Raw genomic sequence first — 22898 nt, forward strand, 5'->3', positions numbered from 1 at the left:
CGCACACGAACGCGGTTCGGGGCTATCGGTGGCTTCCGTCATGGGTTAATCGTCCTCCGTAACGGGTTCCGCGTCAGTCTCCGCAACTGTCGTCGGTTTCGTGCTGTCGAGCTGTCCGGTAGTGTGGCCGCGCCAGTCGACCGTCCGCTGGAGCCACAACGCGACGTAGACCAGCGAGAGCAACACGGGCACTTCGATCAGCGGGCCGATAACGGTCGTGAAGGCGACACTCGACTCGACGCCGAAGACCGCGACGGCGACGGCGATCGCGAGTTCGAAGTTGTTCGAAGCAGCCGTAAAGCCGATCGCAGTCGTCGTCGAGTAATCCGCGCCGATCCGGTGACCCATCGCGAAGCTAACGACGAACATCACGAGGAAGTAGATCGTCAGCGGCACGGCAATGAGGACCACGTTCCCTGGCTCGTCGAGGATCTTTCCGCCCTGCGTGGCGAACATCACGATGACGGTGAACAGCAGTGCGACAAGGGTGAGGGGATCGATCTTCGGGACGAACTCCTCGTCATACCACGCTTCGCCCTTCGTTCGGGTACCGACGAACCGCGAGGCAATGCCTGCAGCGAAGGGAATCCCGAGGAAGATCGCGATCGCCGCAAAGACCTCGCCGGCAGTGATCTCGAACTCGGCGATCCCGGCCGTCAACGTCTCCAACCCGAGCACGTCCGGCAGAACGAGTGCGAAGAAGGTAATGTACACACCGTACGTCAAAATCTGGAAGACGCTGTTGAACGCCACCAGGCCGGCGGCATACTCGCTTGAGCCATCAGCAAGATCGTTCCAGACGAGCACCATCGCGATACATCGGGCCATCCCGATGAACACGAGTCCGAGGAAGAAATCGGGGCGTGCCGGCAGTCCGGGGACGATACCGCCGAAGAAGAGCAGCGCCAGCCCGACCATCAGGGTCGGCCCGATAAGCCAATTCTGCAGCAGGCTCAGGCCCAGGACGCGCCACTGGGAAAATACCCGCGGCAACTGCCCGTAGTTGACTTTCGCCAGCGGTGGGTACATCATCAAAATTAGGCCGATTTCGACGAGATAGAAGTCATTGATCGGCGCGGTGACACTGGGCGCGACGTATCCCAGTCCGACGCCGATCGCCATCGCGCCGAAGATCCAGACAGTGAGATACTTATCGAGAAAGTCCATCGACCGCGGATCGCCACAGTCGGGACAGTCACAGTCCGGGCCGTGCTCGTGTTCGACCGCGCTCATTGGGAGTCCCCGTTACTTGCTGGCTCGACCGCCACGGTCCCTTCGAGGACGGTCACGATCGCGACCGCGCGATTCGTCGCACGGTACTTCTTCCAGCGGCCGTCCTTGCGGGATTCGACCAGCCCCGACGCCGCGAGTTCCGAGAGGGCGTGACTCAACCCGCTCTCGCTGACCGCGACCAGCGGCTGGAGTTCACACACGCACAACTCCTCGCGGGCTGCCACCAGCGCCCGCGCGAGGGTGTAGCGTGTCTCGTTGGCCAGCGCCGCGAGCACGTCGAGTTCGACCGACAATTGCTCGTCGATGGTCCGCTCCAGCGATGCGATTTCTTCCAGACGCGCCTGTACGTCCTCGTTCCGGCACTCCCCCAGTTCGTCTTCCATATACCGACGAAGTCGATCTGTCGCTTGACTCATCACTCAATTGTTGAGATAGGATTCAATTAATGTTTTCGTCTTTTTCGCCTAAAGCGTCTCAAAGCTGCGATGTAGCCGCATTTTTAAACGGCGAAGATTTATCTCAGTATTATACTTGACTGGAAGCTAAATTAGAATGTGGTACTGAGCGAATCCAGAGACTCTCACCAGGATCAGGGAAGTACGGCAACTCGAAAGCAGCGTGAGGGCACGGAGTGCATCGGCGAGTTTTTGCGCGAAGGAATGCCACCGGGAACCGCCTGGTGACGGAATCACTGTGGCCTCTGGGACAGGGGCTTGGTGAACCTGTTATCGACAGTGGGTGCGCCCGGAACACTATCGGGCGAGAAACTACTAGTAGGTTCATGGGATTTGTAATCGGGCGTCCGGCGACCGAGCGGTCCGAAGGACCCGGAAGGTCACCGGGGGACTTCCCTTCGGTCGTCTCCCGAGCCTTTGCTCGCTACGCTCGCAAAGACGCCGGTTCACTCGCGCGAACGGATGTGAGCGCGAGGCCGACGAGCGACTAACGCGAGTGAAGCGAGCGGCAGAAGCGAGGAGTGCTTTTGGTCGAGCTTTTGCAAGCGAGCGACGCAGTCGCTCGCGTAGTAAAAGGTCGTAGTGTACGCCCGGAACACTAACGACCGACCTCATCCCTGGCGGCGTGCCGGGTTGGTCGGGAAACCCTCGTGCCGGGCGGGAGATCCCGCCAGGGATCTCCGAATGCGCGACCGGCGGTAGCCGGGAGCGCGGGGGACACCGTTCGGTGTCCCCGAATGCCGAGGCGGTGTCAACCGCCGAGGCGGGAGGAGTCGGAAGACGCCTCCGAATGCCGAGACGGCGAAAGCCGTCGAGATATCACGTGCCCGGGTTCGCCGCGCGGTCATCGCACCCCTGTGGGTGAACTCGGGCGGGGACTGAGGCACGTACCCGGAGTTATCACCGCACGGAGTAAAGCCCTTCGCGCCGACTCAGACGTCACGGCAATCGGTACAGAGGAGCTGCCCGTTGAACGAGATGAGGTCGCTCGTCAGCGCGCCGCATCGTTCACAGATGCCCTGGTTGGAGTAGCCGGCGTCAGTTTCGTTCGTGGCTTCGGTTCGAGCAGGTTCGAGATTGCTGCCGTCGGGCTGTGCATCTCGATTAAGTGCCACGGAGCGGACCAGGTCATCCTTGGTGATGACGCCGGCGACCTCATCGCGTTCGTCGAGGACGACCAAAAGCGAGACCGAGTTCGAAAGCAACTGGTCGGCCGCCGATTCGACGTGGTCGTCGACGTCGATCCGCGGAACCATCGACTCCATCGCGTCGCTGACGGTCTCGGCCGTCGGATCCTCGACCTCGAGCATCTGATCGAGGACGTCCTCACTCGAGACTGTTCCGACCGGCTCGTTGCCCCGTAACACGACCGCACCGTCGGCGCGTTCGTCCCGAAGCAGACGGCCAGCCTCCACCAGGCCGTCGGACTCACTGACGCCGACGTAGTCTCTCCGCATCACCTCCCGCACGTTGGTCGATCCGTTCATACCTCGTACTTTGCTACGTTGACTCTAAAAGATACCTACGCCACGTTTAAGTCCGGAGAGTCCCTATGCGTGAGGGTGACAACCATGCGGGTTCGGTGGGGCAAGAGCCGATAGCAGCCCAACTGCCGTGCGCACAAAATCGAACTGGTTTTCGAGCGAATAAGGGACTCCGCAAATCAGGCGTGATCTCGTTCCAAAGGCCAGTAACCGGCCTCACGCATCGCCGCACCGACAGCCGTGTGGAACGCCGGGAAATCGTCGAACTCGGCGTCATCAACGTGCTCGAAGATGTCACCGACGCTCACGACCTGTTCGTGGTCGATCCGTACCGGGTGATCGCCATACGTTTCGACGAACGCCCCGGTCGAAACGGGAAAGTCCTCGGCGTCGAGTTTCTTCGCGACGATCGCCTGTCCGTACTTGCGCCGTCCTTCGCTTCCCTCGTCGCTGTCGGGGTCGTGGGGCCAGTCCATACGGGTTTCTGGAGCGGTTCGGACAAAAGGATTGTGTGGGTCCATGGACTCGTCCGAAACAGGCGATAGTTTTTTGGTATCGTGTTCTGAGCATTAGATGTATCGTATCGATCGAACGTCCAAGAGGGGGAAACACCACGACAAAATGGGGGACATATGAATGGAGTCACCGGGTAACTCGTCGGGGAAAGACCGACCGCGAATCGACGCCGAGCATACGGACGAACAGCTGTATATCATCTACGATCGGGTGAACTTCGACGCCTGGATCCAGTCGGACTACCACGTTGATCGGACCGGGTGGCGATAAGTTCGACCATCGCATTCGTCGACTGTACCGACATGCACCTGGTCGTCGAGGCTGTCGACCGTAACCATCGTGGAGTTGCAACACCGAGTGACGAGTATGCGATCGATCGTCCGCAGACGGACCGTCGAATTGACCGTCGTTCTCACAGTGGGATCGCTGGCACTGATTTTCGGCGTGGTGGGTGGAGTGGTCCCATCGTCGTGGCTGCCACATACTGCCGCTGTCGACGTGTTGGCGCACGTAAACGCCGTACTGAGTGTCCTCGCACTGGTGTCGATCGGAGCTGGAGTGCTCGCGGTCCGCCGGGGGGATATCGACGCGCACCGTCGACGGATGGGGGCCGCGTTCGCGCTGTTCGTCGCCTTTCTCGCCAGCTACCTCTATCGGATCACCGTCGCGGGTACGCAACCGTTTACCGGGCCAGGAGTGCTCGAACCGGTGTATCTGGTCATCCTGGCGGTTCACGTCACGCTCGCGATCGTCTGTCTGCCACTGCTTTACTACGTGCTATTGCTGGCCGCCGCGTACGACCGACGCGAGCTTCCGGAGACCTCCCACCCCCGCATCGGACGGATCGCCGCGCCGCTTTGGGCAATCTCGTTCACACTTGGACTGGTCGTCTACGTGGTCCTGTACATAGCCCCGTGGTGACGCGCTCCAGAACAAGCCGCGAAAGAGTTACCAACCCGCTCAGTCCTCAGCCACGCTCGCCCCGTCGATGACGGGACGGGCGATCTCCCGATCGGTCGCCTCGCCGTCGATGTCGTAGGGATACTCACCGGTGACACACCCAAGACAGAGGTCGTCGCGGTCGGTCCCGAGTGTCTCGGAGATGGCGTCGATCGAGAGGTACGAGAGGCTGTCGGCACCGATCGTCTCACGGATCTCTTCGACCGAGCGGTCGCCGGCGATCAACTCATCCCGGGAGGCCATATCGATCCCCATGTAACAGGGAGCGACGATCGGCGGCGACCCGATCCGGAGGTGGATCTCCTCGGCTCCGGCGTCACGGAGCAGATCGATCAGCTGTGTCGAGGTCGTCCCGCGGACGATCGAGTCGTCGATGAGCGTGACGCTTTTGCCCTCGATCGTGTTCCTGATCGGGTTGAGCTTCAGCCGGACGGCGCGTTCACGCTCGTCCTGCGTCGGCATGATGAAGGTGCGGCCGACATACCGGTTTTTCATCAGTCCTTCGGCGAACTCGACATCCTCGGCGGCCGCCGCATACCCGGAGGCGAAGGCACGCCCGGAGTCCGGGACGGGCAAGACGACGTCGGTGTCGATACCCGATTCGTCGTAGAGCTTCCGCCCGAGTTCCCGCCGGGTGTCGTAGACGAGTTGACCGTCGATATCCGAGTCCGGGCGGGCGAAGTAGACGTGTTCGAAAAAGCAGTGGGCCGTCCGGTCGTGCTCGACGAGTTGATACGTGTCATAGCCCTCGCCGTCGGGCTGGAGGACGACCAGTTCACCGGGTCGGACGTCCCGGATGACCTCGCCGTCGAGCGTGTCGATCGCGGCCGACTCGGACGCGAGGACGTAGCCGTCCTCGAGTTCGCCGATACAAAGCGGCCGGTTGCCCTCCGGATCCCGAACCCCGAGGACAGTGTCGTCGTGGGTGATCGTCAGCGAATACGAACCGTGGATGCGTTTCATCGTCCGTTTGACAGCCCGGACGAGATCAGCTTCGAGCAGGTTCCGGGCGAGGTCGTGGGCGATGACCTCCGTATCGCCGTCGGAGGTAAAGGCGTGGCCGAGGTTCGCGAGTTCGTCTCTGACGTCGTCGGCGTTGACGAGGTTGCCGTTGTGACTCAACGCGAGCGAGCCACTCTTGAAGGAGACGGTAAACGGCTGGGCACAACTCGAGTCGACGCTGCCGGCGGTCGGATACCGAACGTGACCGATACCGACCGCCCCGGTGAGATCGTCGATATCGCCGGAATCGAAGACGTCACCGACCAGCCCCATGCCGATGTGACTGTGCTGCTGGAAGCCGTCGTGGGTCACGATCCCCGCGGATTCCTGGCCGCGGTGCTGGAGCGCGTAGAGGGAATAATACAGCGGACGAGCGGCCTCACGATCCTGTAGCGAAATGCCGACCACACCGCACTTTTCGTCCATCGATCGGGTTATTCGCCGGCCTTCTCTTGCCAGGCGTAGTCACGCCGCTTGGCGGACTTCCCGAAGCCACACGACGCACAGACGCCTTTCGTGGCGTGATAGGACTTCTCGCCGCACCGTCGACACTTGACATGTGTCGTCTTGTTCTTCTTGCCCTGGCTCGGAGTTCCTTTCCCGGTCATAGGTGTATCGATACGACGTTGTCGCCGCGTATAATCGTTGTGTCTTCGCCCGCCGACAGCACCAGATTCAGGTGCTGATCGTAGCCAGTGAGTTCGCCTTCCAGAACCTCGCCGCCTTTCAGATCGACCGTAACCGTCGACCCGACAGTCTCTTCGAGAACGTCACGTGGTTGACCACTCATACGGATACGAGACGGCGGTAGTCTGATAAACGTGTCGGCTTTCGAAACGACCTCTCGCTGGTGACTAGGCCCTCGACTCAGTGTCGAATTCGACGCCGAAGGGCGCAAGCGACTCGGCGGCGACGGCGAAGGCCCCGAGGAGGGTGGCCGCGTTCGTCAGGTCCGCGGTGTCGATCACTTCGACGGGCGTGTGCATGTAGCGGTTCGGCAGCCCCAGGTTCACCGACGGGACGCCCCCACGCTGGGTGTAGAACGCGTCGGCGTCAGTTCCGGTCCGGATGCCCGTCGCTTCGAGCTGGACGTCGACGTTCTCCTCGTCGGCCACGGAGCGAAGTGACTCGACAAGCTGCGGGTGGTTCGCGCTCCCGCGAGCGACGACCGGGCCGGCCCCTAATTCGACGCCGTTCGATCGTTTTCCCGGCACGTCGGGCGTATCAGTCGCGTGCGTGACGTCCACCGCCACCACGGCGTCGGGATCGAGATCGAACCCGACCATCTTCGCGCCCTGGAGTCCGAGTTCCTCCTGGACGGTGCTGACGGCGTAGACCGTCGCCGAGGCGTCGGCGTCGCTTGCCGTTCGGAGCGCTTCGGCGGCCGTCCAGATCCCCACGCGGTTGTCCATGCCGCGGGCCGACAGCCGCGTCCCCGCGAGCGATTCGAGGCCCGAGGCAAATGTCACTGGATCGCCGATCTCGACGCGCTCGCGAGCGGACTCGCCGTCGGAGACGCCGATGTCGACGTGTTGTTCGGCTACGTCGTCGATACTGTCGTCCTCACGATCACGCAGGTGGATCGCCGTCTGGCCGACGACGCCGGAGACAGGTCCCGCATCGGTGTGAACAGTGACGTGTTGGCCGCGAGTGACCGTCCGATCCGACCCGCCGATCCGGGACAGTTCGATGAATCCATCGTCCGTGATGTCCCGGACCATGAATCCGATCTCGTCACCGTGGCCGGCGATCGCGATCTCGCGATCCCCGTCGCCCTCGTGGACCGCGACGGCGTTGCCGTAGTCATCAGTCCTGACGTTGTCGGCGAACTGTGAGACGTACTCGATCCAGACGCGCTGGCCGGGCGTTTCAAAGCCCGATGGGCTGGCAGTGTCGAGGAGCGATTCGAGAAAGTCCCGCTGTGGGTCGTCCATGCGACCATTCGGGGTGGCCCCACCAAGAAAACCTCGCCTGCCCGGCGGAACTTCTTTGGGAGCACTCGTCGAGCCCCCTGTATGGACGAGTTCACGTTCATGGAACTACATTTCGAGGACGGGTCGATCCCCGCCGGAAGCGAGTACGAGGGAGGTAGTAACCGCGGTGAACTGAACGGGACGGACGAAAACGACGAGTCAGGTGGCGCGGGCCTCGGCATTCCACTCCTGGGACTTGCCGTCCTGGCCATCGGGATTGCTCTTGCCCGAAAACTGCTTGCCGGCGACGGCGAAGATATCGAAATCGAAGCCTGACTTGTGAGGACCGGGCGAACAGCCGTGCTATCCCCGGGCACGAAAAAGCAATCGGGTACTGGCGTACGCACCGAGGACGATGCCGGTTCCGGCGACGATCCCGTGGATGCTCAGTGATGCCAGGCCGGTGTAGAGGTTCGTCACGTTACAGCCGGGGGCGAGGGTTGCGCCGACGCCCATCAGGATGCCGCCAGCGACGGGCGTGACGCCAGCCGAGCGCGACGGCGGCGTGAACTCGAAGTCGCCACCGGCGAGTGCCGCGAGAAAGGCACCCAGGAGAAATCCGGCAATGACGCCCATCCCCGGCGAGATGCTGCCGGAATAGGCGGCCGCGAAGCCGGGGACAGTTTCCAGCAGGTCGGTACTGATCGCCCCGAACCCGAACGCAACCCAGTCCTCGAGTGGGCCCGAAACGGTCCAGACGCTCGACACGCCGATCCAGAGTGTCGCCGTGAGCGCGATGCCGATCCCGCAGGTCCGGGGATCCCACGGTCGGCGAAGCGCGCGGGCGACATCGATCCCCGACGTTCGCGCACCGACGTACTGGCGCGTGCCTGCAACGAGGCCCGCCAATCCAACGCGTACGGATTCGCGAAGCCCGTTGATCCGCCCCTCGTCTTCGTCGATCGGCCCGTCGAATCGGCGCGTCGTCGATCCAGCGACCCCAGCGTACGCGAGCACGACGACGCCGACGAATGCGACCGCCACGAGCGGTGCGGGGACGGGAGCGGCGAAGGCAGTCCCGCCAGTTCCGAGCCACAGCGGCGTGAAATAGAACTCCGCCAGCCAAGGGTGGGCCAGTCCGGTGAGGAAGAATCCCACGAGGATGCCCACCAGCACGAGCGCGTACTGGCCGCTGCCGCTGGCGACGCGCCAGAGCGTGCTCGTCAGGCAGGCACCCGCAAGGATCATCCCGACGCCGAAGATAGCGCCGCCGATCAGCCCAGAGAACCCCCACGAGGGGAGCCAGAACCCGGCTTTGCCGCCCAAAAGATACGCACCACTCCAGGAAAGCGTCGTCAGCAGCGTGGCGAGCAGGATGCCGCCGCCGACCCGAGACGATCGAAACAGAAAGAAATCCGACAGCGCGCTCGCATAGCAGAGCCGCCCTTTCTGAAAGAAGACGCCGAATCCGACGCCCGCCACCAGCGCGAGGACGAGTTCACTCATTGGACTCGTCGAGGCTACACCCACCCAGCATATCCGCGGGCACGGCTTCGAGTTTGAAAGGGCCCATGGTCCCGTTGCACTCGATCGCATAGTCGCCCGGTTTCTCCGGGACAGCCACCGTCCGGCTGACGGTCTCGCCCGCCGGCACGCGAACATCGAAGTCGCCGAAGTCCCCCCGCAAAACGTGTTCTCGGTCGTCGTGGTTCTCGAACACGACGGTCACTTCGTGGCCCGCAGCAGCCTCCCACGAACGCGGGGAAAACGCCCCGTCGCGAATCGTGACGGTCGTCCGATGGTCGCGGTCGGTGCCCGTCGATTCGTCCTCTCCCGACGCGTCGAGACAGCCACTCAACGCCGATCCGACCCCCACCGCCATGCCCCCGAGGAAACAACGTCGATTCAGTGCCATCCTCTAACAGGACAATATTGCCTGTACCGGACTATAACCGTTACGACGGCTGCCCAGGTGGCGGTTGGTTAACGGTTCGCGATTGCGAACAGCAAGAAAGGGGCCGCGCCCGCAAGGATCCCCGGCGTCCGCGGCTCTGCCGCGTGGCTCGGGGACCCTCTGGCTCTCACATCCCATTCCTGCGAAACTAAACACTAGTGCTGCCCGAGGGGAAGCCCTATCTTCGGCGACCGGCTACCGACCGTATGAATCTGTTCGAAAGTGCCCGGGCCCTCAGGGAGGCATCGGGAACGGGCCCGATCGACTGGGAGGCGGCCGGCGACGCGGCGACTGCTGCGACTGATCCCGGGTCGGTATCCCTGACGGCGGCCGAAGAAGAGGCCTACGCGGCCGACGTTCGGGCAGCCAGAGACGCGGTCACTGCGGCGACGAACGCCGCCTTCGAGTTACCCGAGTCGGTCACGATCCTGAACCGCAACCACTGGATCGAGGCGAACGTCGGGACCTTCGAGCGCGTGATGGAACCGATCGAAATCCACGCAGCGGAAATCCCGGGCATCGCCCGCACAATAAACACCGGGACGATGGCGGTCATGCTCGCCTTTCTCGGACGGAACGTCCTCGGGCAGTACGACCCCGTCTTGCTCGGTGAGGACCCCCACGAACTGTACTTCGTCCACCCCAACATCGTCGAAATCGCCGACCAGCTGAACGTCCCACTCGCCCGGTTCCGGCGCTGGATCGCGTTCCACGAAGTGACCCACGCCGCGGAGTTCGGGGCCGCACCGTGGCTGTCGACCTACCTCGAAACACGCGTCGAGGAAACTGTGGGGGACCTCGCCGACGGTCAAATTGATCGCGACGCCTTCGCCGAACTCAACACGGCGATGACGGCCGTCGAAGGGTACGCCGAACTCGTGATGGACGACGCGTTCGATCGGCCCTACCAGGATCTCCGGGACGCACTCGACCGCCGGCGGAACAACCGTGGCCTGGTCGCCGGGCTCATCCAGCGACTGCTCGGGCTGGGCCTGAAGCGCCAGCAATACGAGCGCGGGAAGGCCTTCTTCGAGGCCGTCGCGGCCGAGAGAGGGATCGATGGCGCTCACGCCGTCTGGGAGCAACCGGAGAATCTCCCCACCGACGACGAACTCGATACGCCCACCCGGTGGCTCGATCGTGTCGATCCGTAACCGGTGATCGGTGCGGCCACCAGTCAGTAAAAGCCCCGACCGACGTTCTCGTCGATCAAGTCCTCGAGTTCGGCGTCGAGCAGCTCCTCGGCCTCCTCAAAGGTGTCCGTGAGGTCGTCCATCGCGTCGGGGCGGCCGTCGGCGTCGAACTCCATCGGGCCGTAGGCCGGGCTGTCCAGGGCGTCCATCAGGTCCTCGAACAACGCATCAGGGGAGGTCGATGACTGGGCGTGTTCCTGAACGACTGCCTCCAGTTGGTTCGCCTTCTCTCTGGCCTCGCGCTGGTCTTCGACCGGCTGCTGGACGCCGAAGCGGCCGGCCCCCTTCTCGGGGAACAGCGGCTCGATCTCGTCGTCAAGGTTGCGGGCGACTTCCGCGCCGACGCCCTGGACCTCGAAGGGGTTCTTCGCGTAGGTCTTGAGCTGATAGACGCCCACCGAGGGGTGGCCCAGGTAGAGGTCCTCGCCGATTCCGGTGGCGCGATCACCACCGACGGCGCGCCATCCATCCGGGTCACGGTCGTTCTCAACCACGTCCGCGAGGATGTCCTGCCAGTCTCGAACGCGCATAGGGATGGATAGTCGATCGGGCAGAATGAACGTGACGGTCCACGCGATGGAACTGCCACCACGGGAGCGGCGTCCGAGGGGGTCGTTGCCGTCTCAGTCTCGGCTGGCCCACCGATCAGTCGGCGGCTTTCGGCCCCTCGTCGGCTGCCGGGAGGTCGCGGGTCGCGACAATGTCGACATCGGTGTCACAGACGTTTTCGACGATCACGTCACCGAGTTCGACCGGGGCCTGGACTTCGACGGCAGCGATCTCACGCATGGCAGCTTCCAGCTCCGGTTTGGGCATCGGCTCGGCGGATTTGACGGGCACTCGTGGGAGGACGCCACCCGCGACGCGTGCCGTCGTCGGGAGGATCCGCGTCGGGTTCCGGTACTCCTCTTTGGCGTATTCCTTGCCTCTGGGGCAGGTGAAGCCCTCGATCGACTGGATCTCCCCACCCTCGACCTCGATGGAGACGTCACAGCCGACCGGGCAGGCGATACAGGTTATCTCGACGGTTTCAGGGCTCATCTAGATCTCCTCCTTTGGAACGACGTCAACCACGAGACGATTCTCCGGGAGGTCTTCGAGCGCCTCGGCGTCGAGATCGACCGTGATCATCTCGCCGGGTTCGGCACGGCGCTCGAACTCGCGAGCCAACTGCTCGTCGCCGCTCTCGACGGTGACGAAGACCTCGTTCATGGGCGCATAGACCCGCAGATACAACGGAAGTTCCTCGCGGTCGGCGTCGGATTTGCTGATCCGCTCCGGGACGACGTAGCTCACCGCGCCGGTGGATTCGATCTCGATCGGTTCCTCGCGGATGTCGATCTCGTCGTTGAGCTGTTTGGCGACCGATCGCCCGGCGATCATGCTCTCCTCGGTCACCCAGTCGACGAGATCGTGGACGTGGAGGACGTTCCCGCAGGCGTAGATGTCCTCAACGCTGGTCTCCCGACCGTCGTCGACGACCGGCCCGCCAGTGACGGGGTGCATGTCCACACCGGCACCCTCCGAGAGTTCGTTTTCGGGAATCAGCCCGACAGACAGCAGGACGGTGTCACACTCGATGTCGTACTCAGTGCCGGGGATCGGCTCGAAGTCGTCGTCGACCTCCTGGACGGTAACGCCCTCGACGCGTTCGTCGCCGTAGATCTCGGTGATGGTCTGTTGCGTTCGTAGTGGAATGTCGAAGTCCTCCAGACACTGGACGACGTTGCGAGTCAGTCCGCCCGAGTACGGCATTACTTCGAGGACTGCCGGGACCTCAGCCCCTTCGAGGTACATCCGCCGAGCCATGATGAGGCCGATGTCGCCCGAACCGAGGATGACCGCCTTCTCGCCGGGCATCTTCCCTTCCATGTTGATGTAGCGCTGGGCTGTTCCGGCGCTGAAGACGCCGGCCGGGCGGTCACCCGGAATGTCCAGGGCCTCTCGCGTCCGCTCGCGACAGCCCATCGCCAGGACGACAGCCTCGGCGTCGATCTCGGTCAGCCCGACGTCTTCGCTGACGGCGTAGACGGTCTTCTCGTCGGTCACTTCCTGAACCATCGTGTTCAGCCGGATGTCGACGCCGCGCTCGGCGACGTTCTCGATGAACTCCTGGGCGTACTCGGGCCCCGTCAACTCCTCATCGAAGTAGTGCAGGCCGAAGCCGTTGTGGATGCACTGCTGGAGGATGCCGCCGAGTTCGAAGTCCCGTTCGAGAATGACGATATCGTCGACCCCGTGATCGTAGGCTTCCTGGGCCGCAGCCAGTCCGGCCGGACCACCACCGACGACGACCAGATCGTGTGCTTCGCGTCGGATCGCACTCTCGGCCGCGGCGGCCGACTCGGTCGAATCAGCGGGCTCTGCCTCAGCCTCGGCCTCGGTTTCAGTCATCGGCATGCACCTCCTCGCTATCCTCGGCCAACAGCAGTTCTTTGGTGTCGCCGATCAGGACTTCCGAGCCGTTGCCTTCAAGTTTGATGTCAGTTTCATCGACGCCGTGTTCCTCGGCGAGGATCTCGACGACGCGTGGCTGGCAAAAGCCACCCTGACAGCGACCGGCCCCGGGGCGAACCCGTCGCTTGATGGCGTTGATCGTCCGAGCGCCGACGGGTTCGTTGATGGCGTCCCGGATTTCACCCTCGGTGATCATCTCACACCGACAGATGATCTGTCCGTAGGCTGGGTCTTCCTCGATCAGTGCCGCGCGCTCGGCGTGACTCATGTGTCGGGTCTTCGGCGGCGGTGAATAGTATGGATCGAACGTCGGGTCTTCGCTCAGCCCGCCTGCGAGGTCGCCCACGAGATCGACGACGAGTTCGGCGACTGCCGGTGCCGAGGCGAGGCCCGGCGACTGGATCCCGGCGACGTTGACGAACCCGGGGTCACGGCGTTCGATCCGGATCCGGAAGTCGCCGGTCTCTTTAATGGCCGGCCGAAGCCCCGCAAACTCCCGGATGACGTCGTCTTTCGAGAGGTCCGGGACGGTCTCCTGGGCTCCCGCAAGCACCTCGTCGAGTCCCTCGCGAGTCGTGGCCTTCTCGGTCACGTCATCGACCTCCTCGGCGTTCGGGCCGATCATCACGTTGCCCTCGTCGGTCGGGGTGACGACGATCCCTTTGCTGACCTCGGAGGGGACAGGGAAGACGGTCCGCTGGACATCGATGTCCGTCTCCTTATCGTAGAGGTAGTACTCGCCGCGGCGCGGCGTGATCTCGAAGTCGTCAACGCCGACCATCTCCGAGATGATATCGGCGTACAACCCGGCCGCGTTGACGACGATCTGGGCCTCGATGTCGCCCCGCTCTGTCGCAACGCGGAACGCATCGGCGGTTTCCTCGATGTCCGTCACCTCGGCGCTCAGTTCGACCGTCGCGCCGTTGCTGACGGCGTTGTTGGCGAACCCGACCGTGAGCTCGAAGGGGTTGACGATCCCGGCCGTCGGGGCCCAGAGGGCGGCGATAGCGTCGTCGGTGAGGTGCGGTTCCAGTTCGTGGAGGCGCTCGCCATCGACGATTTCGAGGTCCTCGATGCCGTTCTCACGCCCCCGTTCCAACAGGGATTCGAGTTTCGGGCGCTCGGCTTCCTCGGTTGCCACCACGAGCGCGCCGCGCCACTCGATCGGGACGTCGAGTTCGTGCTGGATCCGCTCGTGATAGAGTTCGTTCCCTCTGACGTTGAGCCGTCCTTTCTGCTTGTCCGGGTTCGCGTTGAAGCCGGCGTGTAGCAGGGCCGTGTTGGCCTTGCTCGTCCCGGTACAGACGTCCGGCGCTGCTTCGAGCAACGTGACATCGAGTTCGTACCGGGAAAGTTCGCGAGCGATAGCTGTGCCACTGACACCGCCGCCGATGACTGCTACGTCAGTCCGGTCGTTCATTGTTGGACTCCGTGTCGCCCCACAGCGCACAGCCCCCGCCCTGTCAACGGGAACAGCGACCCGGATCGGTCGGTGACTGCTCACGAGACGGGACCTGAAACGGCCTTCAGTTCCGATCCGTCCACAGGCAGGCTGTTGGACGGACGGATGACCCGCTCGTTACTGACTACTAGTCGTTTGGACGTGCCACGCCATATTAGCCTTTCTCAGCTTTCCCAGCCCCTGTGAACTCTCTTTCGGAGATTTTCGACGGCTGTGGATTTGCATTCTCGAAGGCGTGTCACAGATCTCCCCGTTCCCGTCGTTCTTGATCTGATCACCGTGTCTATGCTGGCAGGCCGGAACTCCGAAACAACCCTCGTTTCGTCGTATAATTTGGTAGTATTAGTGAGTTATAAGCCCATCGAGTTCCACGCATCATCTATGAGCTTCACCGACGATCTGGAACCGACTGCCGAGCAGTACTGGGACGCCATCGTCGACCATCCCATGGTGGCCCAGCTGGGCGAGGGGACGCTGGATCCCGAGCCCTTCAAACACTGGGTCCGCCAGGACTACGTCTACCTGATCGAGTACGGGCGCGTGTTCGCGCTTGGGGCCGGGACGGCCCCCTCGCTCGCCCGGATGGGGCGCTTCGCCGAGTTGCTCGACGCGACGATCAACACCGAGATGGATCTCCACCGCGAGTACGCCGCCGAGTTCGGGATCAGCGAGGCGGAACTCGAAGCGACCGAGCCATCGCCGACCACTCGGGGGTACACGGACTTTCTGGTGCGGACGGCCGCCGTCGGGACGTTCGGCGACACCGTGGCCGCGCTGTTGCCCTGTATGTGGGGCTTCAACGAGACTGCAACGCGACTGGACGCACAAGGCCGGCCGGACGATGATCGGTACGCCGAGTGGATCGACACCTACGCCGGCGAGGAGTTCACTGAACTCACCGAGTGGTGTCTGGACCTGATGGACGCCGTCGCCGCTGAATCGAGTGCCGAGGACCGGGAACGCTATCGGGAGCTGTTCGAGACCTCGGCGCGCTACGAGTATCGCTTCTGGGACGCCGCCTGGCGGCAGGAGGCGTGGTCGATATGAGCGACGCCACCCCCACGCAGGCAGTCCCGGACAGCTTCGAAGCCTATGCCGCCGATCGTGGCGACGCGCGATTCACCGAGTGGCTCCGGGCTCGCGCGGAGCCGGACTTCTCGTCGGCCGTCGACCACCGATTCGCGGAGGAACTCGCAGCGGACACGATCGACGACGCCGTCTTCCGTCGGTACCTCATGCAGGACTACGCCTTCCTCGATGCGCTCGTCGGCACGTTCGGCCACGCAGTCGGGGACGCGCCGGACATGGCCGCCCGCTCGCGCCTCGTCGAGTTTCTCGCCGTCCTGACTGACGACGAGAACGACTACTTCGAGCGCTCGTTTGCGGCACTGGATGTCCCTGAATCAGCGTACGTCGACCCCGAGCCGACCGCGACGACCCGAGCCTTCGAGGATCTGCTCGGGCGGGCGGCCCGGGAGGGTGGCTACGCCGAAACGTTGGCCGTCCTCGTTCCCGCCGAATGGGTGTATCTCTCCTGGGCCGACGCGCGGGCCGACGCCGACCCGGACGCGTTCTATCTGCGGGAGTGGATCGACCTCCACGCCAACGACGGGTTCCGGTCGTTCGTCGGGTGGTTGCGCGAGGAACTCGACCGGGAGGGAGCCGACGCCTCACCCCGACGCCGGGCACGGCTCGACCGACTCTTCCGGCGGACGGTCGAACTGGAGCGGGCGTTCTTCGAGACGGCCTACGGCAGCCAGGACGCCGACGCCGGAGGTGAGGTTCCATGGTGAGCACTGGCGTCGCCCTCGGACTCACCGTCCTGACACTGGTCGCGTTTTCCGGGCTCGGCCTGTTGCACTCCCGGGGTCGCGTCGGCTCGGTCGAGGATCTGATCACGGCCCGCGATTCAGTCGGCGAGAAACGGATGACGGCGACGCTCGTCGCCTCGGTGATGGGCGTCTGGATCCTGCTGTCGGCCCCCGAGGCCGGTGCGAGTTTCGGGATCGCCGCGGTCGTGGGCTACGCGATCGGCGAAGCCCTGCCAATGCTCGCTTACGCAAAGATCGGCCCCCGCGTCCGGGCGGTCATCCCAGACGGTCACTCGCTGACGGAGTACGCCCACGCCAGATACGGGGCGTCGATGTACGCCTTCGTCCTCGCCGTGAGTGGGCTGTACATGTTCGTGTTCCTCGCCGCCGAACTGACGGGCATCTCCCGGGCGCTCGCGATGGTCGCCGACGTGCCGCAGTGGCAGACCGCCGTCCTCGTCGGCGGGTTCGTCCTCCTGTATACGGGCTATGGCGGCCTCCGGGCGAGTATCTTCACTGACACCCTCCAGGCGATCATCGTCATGCCGTTGCTTGTCATCGCCGCGGCCGGTGCGGTGTTCGCCCTGGGCGGTCCCGGAGCCGTCTACGACGGGATCGTCGCCACCGATCCGACGCTGCTCGATCCGGGCTTCTGGCCGGGATTACAGTTCGGCCTCGCGCTCTCGTTTGCGATCCTCGGTGCGGAGTTGATCAACCAGACCTGGTGGCAACGCATCTACGCCGGCAGCGACAGTGAAACCGTCGAGCGTGGCTTCCTGCGGGCATCCCTCGCGAACGGGCTGATCGTTCTCGTGGCCGCTTTCTTCGGCGTTATCGCCGCCGGGCACGCGAACGTCGTGACCGCCAGCGAGGGGTACAACGCGGACCTCTCGTTTTTCCTGTTGCTGAACGAGTCCTTCCCCGAGTGGCTCGTCCTGGCCGTGGTCCTCCTGGCGCTGCTGCTCGTGATGAGTTCCGTCGACACGCTGTTCAACGCCCTTTCGAGCCTCGTGACCGCTGACCTGCCGCGCCTGATCGACGATCCGGACGACCGGACGCTCGCACTGGGCGCGAGGGCATTTACCGTCGTCATCGCCGTGGCAGCCATCTACGTCAGCCTGCGGGCCAGGAGCGTTATCCGGCTGTTCTTCCTCGCGGATCTGCTCGGAGCCGCCGTCGCGTTCCCGCTCCTGTATGGCCTGTACTCGCGCCGATTGACCGGAACCGGCGCGCTCCTCAGCAGCCTCGCCGGACTCGCCTTCGGCCTGGCGTACTTCCCGGATCTTCGCGAGTACATCACGGCGATCCCGATCGTCGGCGGCCACCTGCCAGCGCCCGATGGGCTCTATCTCACGTCGTTTGCCGGCGCGTTCATCCTCTCGACGCTGCTGGCGCTCGTTGCCGCGCAACTCTCGACGCCGACCGTCGACCACGACGCGCTATCGCATCGCATCCGCCGCCTCGACGGCTCCGGTGCCGAGAGCCCGGCTGACGACTGACTGGCCACAACGATCGGAGGTGGTCGGTGCTGCGGGCTCTCACGCAGGAAACAGCCACAAGGATGAAGAGACGGACAACAGAGGCCCGGGACGGACCGCGTCAGATCATTGCATCGACGCCAGCTTGCCGATGTGGACCAGACTCAACAGATGATCGTCGATGGTCAGATCGCCGTCGGCCGAGCGCTCGTCGAGGCCGAGCAGGTAGTCATCGAGGTCGTCGCCGACATCGTCGGTGATCCAGTTGACCTCGACGTAGTAGTCGATGGCCTCGTTCGCGCCACGGAACCCGGCTTTTTCGAGCAGGTAGGATAGCCACTCGAAGACGATGAGTTCACCCGCGTACGTTTCGGGCAACGAATGTAAATACGGCTTTTCGGGGTCGCCGCCGGCCATACTTTCCAGTGGCAACAGCTGGCGGTACAGCTGGGAGCGATACGCGTCGTCGCCGAGGACGTCACCGCTCAGGCCGCCGGCATCCAGGTCTGGCGCTGGCGTGGATCCGTCCTCCTCGTCGTCGCCGACCGGAATCGTGGCCCCGCCACGCTCACGGGCCATCTTCCGGAGTTCGTCGAGGTCGTAATCCCGGGGATTGATCGACATAGGTTTTGATACTCGTACCTTCGCGCTACTGTATGTTAAATCTTGCAGTGCGGTCAGACGCCTGTCTGACGGGCCGAGACGCCGCCCAGCCGGCGGAACGTGGTTCAGCGAACCGAACGACGGCGTCGGCCTGATTTCAGCATTTGATACCCGCGAGCGTATTTTTATTAGCTGTCGACACGGATGATTCCGATAACTGACGATGAGCAGCGACACAGCGGCCCGGCCCGCCACTGTTTGCGTGACCAACGCGAAAGGCGGGACGGGCAAAACGACGATCGCGATCAACGTCGCGGGGGCACTCAACGACCGGGGCCACGACGTCCTGTTCGTGGACATGGATCCCCAGGGCAACGCCACCGAGGGGCTCGGCCTCCTCGACGCGTACGACGCCGAGCCCCCGACGATGTTCGACGTGTTGACCGACCGGGAGGCGAGGTCTTCCATCGACGACCTGATCGTCGAACACGAGGAGATGGACGTCGTCCCGAGCAGCGTCGACCTGCTCCAGGCCGAACACGAACTCACGATCGCTGATCTCGTGGCGTGGGCGAAGACTGACCCGACGGTCGACGTCGACCCGGCGACGCTGTCCTCGCTGGCGATCAACGTGACGCCGGAGACGGTGACCGGCGAGCACGCGCTCGATCTGCTCGATCGCGCACTGGCGGAACTCCACGCCGAGTACGACGTCATCCTCATCGACTCGCCGCCGTTCTACGGGAAGCTGACCGATACGGCGATTTACGCGGCCCGCAGCGTCCTCGTGCCGGCACTGACCGAGGCGAGTTCCGAGCGGGCCATCGAGTTGCTGATCGATCAGATCGCCGCGCTGGAATCGCAGGTCGACATCGAAGTCGACACGGTCGGCGTCGTCGCCAACCGGGTCGAACAGACCAACGAAGACACGGCCATGCTCGAATGGCTCGAAACCGTCTTCGACGACTATCCGGTCTGGGAGGTCCGCAAGCGAGTCGCGCTCCAGCGTGCCTTCTCGGCCGGCACATCTATCTTCGCCTACGAGCAAACGGTAGACATGGAATCGGTCTTTCTCGATATCGCCACACAGATCGAAACGCGATACGGCGTCGAACGCCCCGAGGTGCCAGCATGAGTGACGACGACGAGCGCATGGACAGAGCCGAACGCATCAAAAATCTACGCCAGGGTCGCCGTGGCGGAGATCCGGAGCAAACGGATACGGACGCGATGAGCGACGACAGCGATGACGATTCGAACCCCAGATCTGACGATGCCGACGCCGAGAAACCCACAGCCGACGACGCCGAAGCCGACGAGAGCGAGCAAAGTCCGGACACAGTAGCTGGGGCCGGGGACACTGCTGAGAGTGACGAACCCACCGAGACTGCCGAGAACGCGGACAGTGCGAAGACGGACGTGAGTGAAGAGCGGGCTCGGACAAACCAGGGCGACGGACAGCCATCGAAGGGTGCAGAGACGAACGAGGACGGGGCCGACTCGGTACCGGGCGAGTCTGACAGTGACGAAGACGCGGATGCGCTCTCGGCTGCCGAGGCGGCAGCCAGGGCGGCCGCCGAGTTCGAGACGGACACGGATCTGTCCGACGCTGAGGCGACAGGAGACGCCGCGGCCAGCGAGACGCCAGACGAGGCGGCCGCGCCGGCCGGTGCGACCATCGCCGGGGCCGACGTCGAGGAGACGACCGAGGAAGAGACGCGCGTCCTCGAGTTCCGCCTCGGCGAGGAGCGATACTGTCTCGACATCGAGTACGTCGAGGAGATCGTGCGCGAGGAGAGCGTCACGCGGGTGCCAAACACTCCGGAGTACGTCACGGGCGTCGTCGACCTGCGTGGACAGATCACGACGATCCTGGATCCGAAAGTCGCCGCCGACATCGAGACGGACGACGGCGATCGGCTCATGATCGTTTTCGACGCCGACGTGTTCGAAGATCACGGGGAGATCGGCTGGCTCGTCGACGCCGTCGATCAAGTCTCGCTCATCGCCGAGTCCGACGTCAAGGAGTCGCCGATCCAGGAACCCTACATCAACGGCGTCATCGAGCGCGAGGACGAATTCGTGATCTGGACGACACCCGAGCTGGCGCTCGACGTCGAGGAAACAGACTAGGCGTCCGGCGACTGGCCGAAGACAGTCTCCCGGAGGTGGGCCCCCGCGTCTCCGAAGGCACCGATACTCGATAGATACCCGGCCCCGACGGTCGTCTTGACGGCTTTCGCCGCGTCACCACGGAGAAGCGTCGGACCGACCTTGGCGACGGCGTCGTCGCCGACGCTGACGAGCCAGCCCGTCTCGTCGTGACGATAGCGCTCGAGTCGGGGCGCAAAGCCGCCGTTTTCCCGGCGATACTCGATAACGCGAGTGACGTTCGTCGCCGCGACGCCGGCCTGGCGGATCGCCGCGTGTGCCGTCGGCGGCACGCGCGTCCCATCGGCGTCGACGACTTGGGCGGCATCGCCGAGCGCAAACGCGTTCTCACTCAGTCGAAGCGTCGCCGGCACCGTCGGCCGGTCGCCGGCCTGAGCCACCGGCCCCTGGATCCCGCCCGCCCAGACGAACTGCTCGTAGGGGATCGGTTCGCCGTCCGCCACCGCGACGGCGTCCGCGGTCGCGCCGGTGATCGTGGTCGATGGGTGAAGAACCACCCCGGCCGCCTCCAGCGCGTCCCCGACGGCGGTTTGCAATCGATCGTCGAACCCCGGCGGGACGGCGTCGCTCTGCTCGAGGAGGGTCACCTCGACCGTCTCGCTCGCGTCGCGGTGCCGGGCGAGCGCGGCGAGTTCGCCAGCCGTCTGGATGCCGGTCAGTCCACCGCCACCGACGACGACGCGGCCGCCGTCTTCCAGAACTGCCTCGAAGTCGGCCCGGATCGTTTCGACGTCGGACGGTCGATGTAACGGCGTGGCGTGCTCGATGACGTCTTCGAGACCGTAGAATTCGGGTTCCCCGCCCAAGGTGACGACACCGAGGTCATAGGCGAGCGTCTCGCCGTCGGCGAGGGTAGCGACACCCGCGGTGTGATCGAGGGCCTCGACGCTGGCCTCCCGGATCGTCGCGCGCTCGAGAACCGTACCGAGCGGCAGGCGAACGTGCGCTAGTTCCTCAGGGTAGCGGATTCCCCGATGCAGGAGGTGCCGGACGACGTGCTCGCCTGACTCGTCGACGACAACCAGATCGTCGTCGTCGGGCAACGTTCGTTCCAGCCGTCTGGCAACACCGAGGCCGGCGTATCCCGCTCCGAAGATAGCGACGCGCATACAGGCGGTTAGCGCGCCAGTAGCCTAAAGGCACGGACCGACCGGGACCCTGCAACTGAGACCGATCAGAACAGTGCCTTCTCGGGATCACGGACGCGCGCGGGGCCACCGACGCGCCAGGTGAGCGTCTCGATCCCGAGGGTTTCGATCGCCGATTCGACGCGGTCGACGTACTCGGCCGTGGTGTTGACGTAGATGCTTGCGCCGGTATCCCCGGAGAAGTAGACGGGAACCCCGTCGTCGCGAAGGTCCCGAACCGTCTCGAAGACTTCGAGGCTCTCGGGTTGCCAGTAGACCCAGCCGCTCGGTCCGGTCATCGTCGTCGCCGCCAGCGAGAGTGTGTCGTGTTCGGCGATCTCGAAGGACCGCTCGAAGTCCCCGCGACCGAGCGCGTCGCGCATGTCCGCGAGTTGCTCGTGGACGTGGGCGAGTCGGCCCTCGAACATGTGGCTCTCGGCGGCCTCCTCGTGGGCCGCCTCGGTCTCTTTGTATGCAGGAATCACTGCGCCGACGATGCGAACGTCATCCTCCAAGGGGACGTCGAGTCGCTTCGAACGGCAGTCGGCGTCGTTACTGCCCGCCCGCAGATCCGAAAAGCCACCCGTGACCGCCCGCGCCGCCGAGGTCGAGCCGCGGCGGGCAATCGTCGAGATCTCCGGGCGTGAGAGGTCCAGGCCAGCGGCCTCAACGAGAGCAGTCGCCAGCGCCGCGAATCCCGACGCCGAGGAGCCAAAGCCGACGTTCGACGGGAAGTTGTTCTCACTTGCGACGCGGACGCGCTCGTCGAGATCGGCCCGTTCGCGAACGTTATCGACGACGGTCCGGATGCGCTCGGCCCCGCGCCCGTCGATGTGTTCGCCGTCGATGACGTACTCGTCCTCGGGACGCTCGGGTTCGAAGGCGACCGTCGTCGTGGAGTTACTCGGCGCAGTGCAGAGGCTGATCGAATCGTGATACGGCGTCCGGAGTTCGGGGTCGCGTATCCCGTGGTACTTCACCAGCCCCTGGATCGGGTGGGCCGTCGCTGTCGCTTTCATACCTGCTGGTGCAGTGGGTTGCACTTAGATGCCGCGTAATCGGTAACTATCGGCGTCGA

General features: G+C 64.2%; 26 protein-coding genes. 9 read left to right on the plus strand and 17 right to left on the minus strand.

Going from position 1 to position 22898, the window contains the following annotated elements; all coding sequences use genetic code 11:
* Nucleotides 1–45: 45 nt before the first annotated feature.
* The 4 genes from arsB to HUTA_RS03280 all read right to left on the minus strand — a co-directional run bounded on the left by arsB (nt 46) and on the right by HUTA_RS03280 (nt 3648).
* Nucleotides 46–1233 (minus strand): ACR3 family arsenite efflux transporter, encoded by a 1188-nt coding sequence (gene arsB, locus HUTA_RS03265; protein ID WP_015788432.1) that lies wholly within the window; start codon nt 1231–1233, stop codon nt 46–48.
* Entirely contained in the window at nt 1230–1649 is a 420-nt protein-coding gene (locus HUTA_RS03270; RefSeq protein ID WP_049941165.1) for an ArsR/SmtB family transcription factor, read from the minus strand. Before HUTA_RS03270 ends, arsB begins: the two co-directional genes overlap by 4 nt.
* A gap of 971 nt (nt 1650–2620) precedes the next feature.
* Nucleotides 2621–3175, minus strand: a complete 555-nt coding sequence (locus HUTA_RS03275) for a CBS domain-containing protein (RefSeq protein ID WP_015788434.1) — start codon at nt 3173–3175, stop codon at nt 2621–2623.
* Between the two features lie 176 nt (nt 3176–3351).
* Complete coding sequence (locus HUTA_RS03280) at nt 3352–3648, minus strand: DUF5785 family protein (protein WP_015788435.1); 297 nt, start codon at nt 3646–3648, stop codon at nt 3352–3354.
* A gap of 160 nt (nt 3649–3808) precedes the next feature.
* Here HUTA_RS03280 and HUTA_RS15505 point away from each other — a divergent pair, with 160 nt between their 5' ends.
* Nucleotides 3809–3958, plus strand: coding sequence for a hypothetical protein (locus HUTA_RS15505; protein ID WP_015788436.1), 150 nt, complete (start codon nt 3809–3811; stop codon nt 3956–3958).
* A 96-nt stretch (nt 3959–4054) separates the two neighbouring features.
* Nucleotides 4055–4609, plus strand: a complete 555-nt coding sequence (locus HUTA_RS03285; protein ID WP_015788437.1) for a DUF420 domain-containing protein — start codon at nt 4055–4057, stop codon at nt 4607–4609.
* A gap of 39 nt (nt 4610–4648) precedes the next feature.
* Here HUTA_RS03285 and purF read toward each other — a convergent pair whose 3' ends face one another.
* The 4 genes from purF to HUTA_RS03305 all read right to left on the minus strand — a co-directional run bounded on the left by purF (nt 4649) and on the right by HUTA_RS03305 (nt 7584).
* Nucleotides 4649–6076 carry an amidophosphoribosyltransferase gene (gene purF / locus HUTA_RS03290; RefSeq protein WP_015788438.1) on the minus strand — a complete coding sequence of 476 codons (1428 nt, stop codon included), beginning with the start codon at nt 6074–6076 and terminating at the stop codon, nt 4649–4651.
* An 8-nt stretch (nt 6077–6084) separates the two neighbouring features.
* Nucleotides 6085–6258 (minus strand): 50S ribosomal protein L37e, encoded by a 174-nt coding sequence (locus HUTA_RS03295; RefSeq protein ID WP_015788439.1) that lies wholly within the window; start codon nt 6256–6258, stop codon nt 6085–6087.
* On the minus strand, nt 6255–6440 hold the full coding sequence (locus HUTA_RS03300; protein ID WP_015788440.1) for an LSM domain-containing protein: 186 nt from the start codon (nt 6438–6440) through the stop codon (nt 6255–6257). The genes HUTA_RS03295 and HUTA_RS03300 overlap by 4 nt, the downstream gene beginning before the upstream one ends.
* 64 nt (nt 6441–6504) lie before the next feature.
* Nucleotides 6505–7584, minus strand: coding sequence for a zinc-binding metallopeptidase family protein (locus HUTA_RS03305; protein WP_015788441.1), 1080 nt, complete (start codon nt 7582–7584; stop codon nt 6505–6507).
* An 81-nt stretch (nt 7585–7665) separates the two neighbouring features.
* On the opposite strand from HUTA_RS03305, the gene HUTA_RS03310 reads away from it, so the two are divergent.
* Nucleotides 7666–7899 carry a hypothetical protein gene (locus HUTA_RS03310; protein ID WP_015788442.1) on the plus strand — a complete coding sequence of 78 codons (234 nt, stop codon included), beginning with the start codon at nt 7666–7668 and terminating at the stop codon, nt 7897–7899.
* Between the two features lie 27 nt (nt 7900–7926).
* Here the strand turns inward: HUTA_RS03310 and HUTA_RS03315 are convergent, their stop codons facing one another.
* Together HUTA_RS03315 and HUTA_RS03320 are read right to left on the minus strand one after the other, a co-directional pair.
* Complete coding sequence (locus tag HUTA_RS03315; RefSeq protein WP_015788443.1) at nt 7927–9069, minus strand: YeeE/YedE thiosulfate transporter family protein; 1143 nt, start codon at nt 9067–9069, stop codon at nt 7927–7929.
* Nucleotides 9062–9445 (minus strand): cupredoxin domain-containing protein, encoded by a 384-nt coding sequence (locus tag HUTA_RS03320; protein WP_015788444.1) that lies wholly within the window; start codon nt 9443–9445, stop codon nt 9062–9064. Before HUTA_RS03320 ends, HUTA_RS03315 begins: the two co-directional genes overlap by 8 nt.
* Before the next feature lie 278 nt (nt 9446–9723).
* Between HUTA_RS03320 and HUTA_RS03325 the strand changes: the two genes are divergently transcribed.
* Complete coding sequence (locus tag HUTA_RS03325; protein ID WP_015788445.1) at nt 9724–10671, plus strand: zinc-dependent metalloprotease; 948 nt, start codon at nt 9724–9726, stop codon at nt 10669–10671.
* Nucleotides 10672–10694: 23 nt separating this feature from the next.
* Here the strand turns inward: HUTA_RS03325 and HUTA_RS03330 are convergent, their stop codons facing one another.
* The 4 genes from HUTA_RS03330 to HUTA_RS03345 form a co-directional block, all read right to left on the minus strand.
* A complete protein-coding gene (locus tag HUTA_RS03330) occupies nt 10695–11240 on the minus strand; it encodes a hypothetical protein (protein ID WP_015788446.1) in 546 nt (181 codons plus the stop codon).
* 115 nt (nt 11241–11355) lie between these two features.
* A complete protein-coding gene (locus tag HUTA_RS03335; RefSeq protein WP_015788447.1) occupies nt 11356–11751 on the minus strand; it encodes a DUF1667 domain-containing protein in 396 nt (131 codons plus the stop codon).
* The gene (locus HUTA_RS03340; protein WP_015788448.1) at nt 11752–13104 is read right to left on the minus strand and encodes an NAD(P)/FAD-dependent oxidoreductase; all 1353 of its coding nucleotides are present in this window, start codon (nt 13102–13104) and stop codon (nt 11752–11754) included.
* The gene (locus HUTA_RS03345; RefSeq protein WP_015788449.1) at nt 13097–14587 is read right to left on the minus strand and encodes an NAD(P)/FAD-dependent oxidoreductase; all 1491 of its coding nucleotides are present in this window, start codon (nt 14585–14587) and stop codon (nt 13097–13099) included. Before HUTA_RS03345 ends, HUTA_RS03340 begins: the two co-directional genes overlap by 8 nt.
* Nucleotides 14588–15010: 423 nt before the next feature.
* On the opposite strand from HUTA_RS03345, the gene tenA reads away from it, so the two are divergent.
* The 3 genes from tenA to HUTA_RS03360 are packed head-to-tail and all read left to right on the plus strand — an operon-like array spanning nt 15011 to nt 17939.
* The gene (gene tenA / locus HUTA_RS03350) at nt 15011–15676 is read left to right on the plus strand and encodes a thiaminase II (RefSeq protein WP_015788450.1); all 666 of its coding nucleotides are present in this window, start codon (nt 15011–15013) and stop codon (nt 15674–15676) included.
* Entirely contained in the window at nt 15673–16422 is a 750-nt protein-coding gene (locus HUTA_RS03355) for a TenA family protein (protein ID WP_015788451.1), read from the plus strand. The genes tenA and HUTA_RS03355 overlap by 4 nt, the downstream gene beginning before the upstream one ends.
* A complete protein-coding gene (locus tag HUTA_RS03360) occupies nt 16416–17939 on the plus strand; it encodes a sodium:solute symporter family protein (RefSeq protein WP_015788452.1) in 1524 nt (507 codons plus the stop codon). The genes HUTA_RS03355 and HUTA_RS03360 overlap by 7 nt, the downstream gene beginning before the upstream one ends.
* A gap of 105 nt (nt 17940–18044) precedes the next feature.
* Here the strand turns inward: HUTA_RS03360 and HUTA_RS03365 are convergent, their stop codons facing one another.
* Nucleotides 18045–18542: a FlaD/FlaE family flagellar protein gene (locus HUTA_RS03365; RefSeq protein ID WP_015788453.1), complete on the minus strand. Its 498-nt coding sequence runs from the start codon at nt 18540–18542 to the stop codon at nt 18045–18047.
* A gap of 202 nt (nt 18543–18744) precedes the next feature.
* Between HUTA_RS03365 and HUTA_RS03370 the strand changes: the two genes are divergently transcribed.
* Together HUTA_RS03370 and HUTA_RS03375 are read left to right on the plus strand one after the other, a co-directional pair.
* Nucleotides 18745–19656: a ParA family protein gene (locus HUTA_RS03370; RefSeq protein WP_015788454.1), complete on the plus strand. Its 912-nt coding sequence runs from the start codon at nt 18745–18747 to the stop codon at nt 19654–19656.
* Complete coding sequence (locus HUTA_RS03375) at nt 19653–20654, plus strand: chemotaxis protein CheW (RefSeq protein WP_015788455.1); 1002 nt, start codon at nt 19653–19655, stop codon at nt 20652–20654. The genes HUTA_RS03370 and HUTA_RS03375 overlap by 4 nt, the downstream gene beginning before the upstream one ends.
* Here HUTA_RS03375 and HUTA_RS03380 read toward each other — a convergent pair.
* Together HUTA_RS03380 and mvaD are read right to left on the minus strand one after the other, a co-directional pair.
* Complete coding sequence (locus tag HUTA_RS03380) at nt 20651–21802, minus strand: NAD(P)/FAD-dependent oxidoreductase (RefSeq protein WP_015788456.1); 1152 nt, start codon at nt 21800–21802, stop codon at nt 20651–20653. The genes HUTA_RS03375 and HUTA_RS03380 overlap by 4 nt on opposite strands.
* Before the next feature lie 65 nt (nt 21803–21867).
* A complete protein-coding gene (gene mvaD / locus HUTA_RS03385; RefSeq protein WP_015788457.1) occupies nt 21868–22839 on the minus strand; it encodes a phosphomevalonate decarboxylase MvaD in 972 nt (323 codons plus the stop codon).
* Nucleotides 22840–22898: the final 59 nt, after the last annotated feature.

The organism is Halorhabdus utahensis DSM 12940 (genome assembly GCF_000023945.1).
Taxonomy (GTDB): Archaea; Halobacteriota; Halobacteria; order Halobacteriales; family Haloarculaceae; genus Halorhabdus; species Halorhabdus utahensis.